The organism is Holdemania filiformis, from assembly GCF_003459085.1.
GTDB classification, from domain to species: Bacteria; Bacillota_I; Bacilli_A; order Erysipelotrichales; family Erysipelotrichaceae; genus Holdemania; species Holdemania filiformis.
The window spans coordinates 1-465 of sequence record NZ_QRUP01000024.1 but is presented as its reverse complement, the minus strand read 5'-3'; the positions used below and the strand labels follow the sequence as shown (position 1 = coordinate 465).

The 465-nt window shown below is 43.7% G+C and carries 1 protein-coding gene; it reads right to left on the bottom strand.

Going from position 1 to position 465, the window contains the following annotated elements; translation table 11 throughout:
• The coding region (locus tag DWY25_RS17775; RefSeq protein WP_187117673.1) for a hypothetical protein at positions 1-465 on the bottom strand (465 nt) is incomplete at both ends.

Sequence of the window (465 nt, the reverse complement as noted above, 5' to 3'; positions counted from 1 at the left end):
GTGTTCTCCTTGTCGCCTGCCAATACATTCCCCGATCTTCTTCCCTAACCGCTGTCCTTTTTCATAAATCTTCTGTTCATCAATTTCATCAAACCGTGTCCGCATTAATGCGATGTCCATGCTTGTACTTCTCAAAAACTCCATCCGCTTTTCTTCCATCATTTGTATAACCTCCTCTTTTTCTTTTAATTCCTGAATGACTTCCTGCTTTTCCGGATCTAAGCTGTACCGCGTCATATAAAGAATCTTTTCTGCCATCCGCCATTCTTCAATCGGTTTCTTGCCCATTTCATTCAGATAATCCATCTCTACCCAGAGAATCCGGCAGCGCTCGTCCGGCATGAGGATGTGATCTTCCAACACGCAATATCGGCTCTGATGGGTAAAATGAGAATGCTTCTTCATGTTGGGAAGCCGGTTAACGATCATAATCTGAATGACCGGGCAGAATTCATAATTCTCTCC